Here is an 827-nt window from a genome sequence, read left to right as displayed (position 1 = left end):
TTCCGGCAGCCTTCAGTGGTCTTTGCAGAGTTAAGACAGGCGGCTTAGCGTTGCACTTCGAACTTGAATCCGCCTATTCGGTTTTGATCCTGTCAACTGGCTGGGGGAGCCCGCGCTGGCGCTGACCTCCGTCACACTGCTGCGTGTCTGGCAGTTTGGCTCGGCGATGGTGATCTTCCTTGCCGCGTTGCAGAACGTGCCACAGTCACAGTACGAAGCGGCGATGATTGATGGTGCCTCGAAGTGGCAGATGTTTATCAAAGTGACGGTGCCGCTGATTACGCCGGTGATCTTCTTTAATTTTATTATGCAGACCACCCAGGCCTTCCAGGAATTTACCGCGCCTTATGTCATCACCGGTGGCGGGCCAACTCACTACACCTATTTATTCTCATTATATATCTACGAAACGGCCTTTAAATATTTCGATATGGGGTATGGCGCGGCACTGGCGTGGATATTGTTCCTGGTAGTAGCCGTGTTTGCTTCAATCGCCTTTAAATCTTCCAAATACTGGGTGTTTTACTCCGCGGATAAAGGAGGTAAAAATGACTGATATCAATAATTCACTCAGTGAAAATAAATCGCAGGCGAATAATACCGTCAGTGAAAGAGAAAGTCTGCGCACCTTGCGCAGAGAGAAAATCAGCGCAGCCATTCGTTACTGCATCCTGATTATTGTCGGTCTGCTGATGTTATATCCGTTATTGTGGATGTTTTCTGCCGCCTTTAAACCCAATAGTGAGATTTTCGGTCGTGACGCAGATTTAGTGGTAGTGGTTGATTGTCAGATACCAGCCGATGATCTTGTCGTGCATCTCTTCAGA

General features: G+C 48.4%; 2 pseudogenes. Both read left to right on the top strand.

Going from position 1 to position 827, the window contains the following annotated elements:
* Positions 1-67: 67 nt before the first annotated feature.
* Positions 68-556 (top strand): annotated as a pseudogene (locus ACSZO1_RS22570) (carbohydrate ABC transporter permease); the annotation flags it as partial.
* Positions 549-827 (top strand): annotated as a pseudogene (locus tag ACSZO1_RS22565) (hypothetical protein); the annotation flags it as partial. The pseudogenes ACSZO1_RS22570 and ACSZO1_RS22565, both read left to right, overlap by 8 nt.

Origin of the sequence: Erwinia sp. V71 (genome assembly GCF_965644245.1) — a bacterium.
Classification (GTDB): Bacteria; Pseudomonadota; Gammaproteobacteria; order Enterobacterales; family Enterobacteriaceae; genus Erwinia.
Note: the sequence above shows the minus strand (reverse complement) of the source record. Positions and strands in the feature narration are given on the sequence as shown.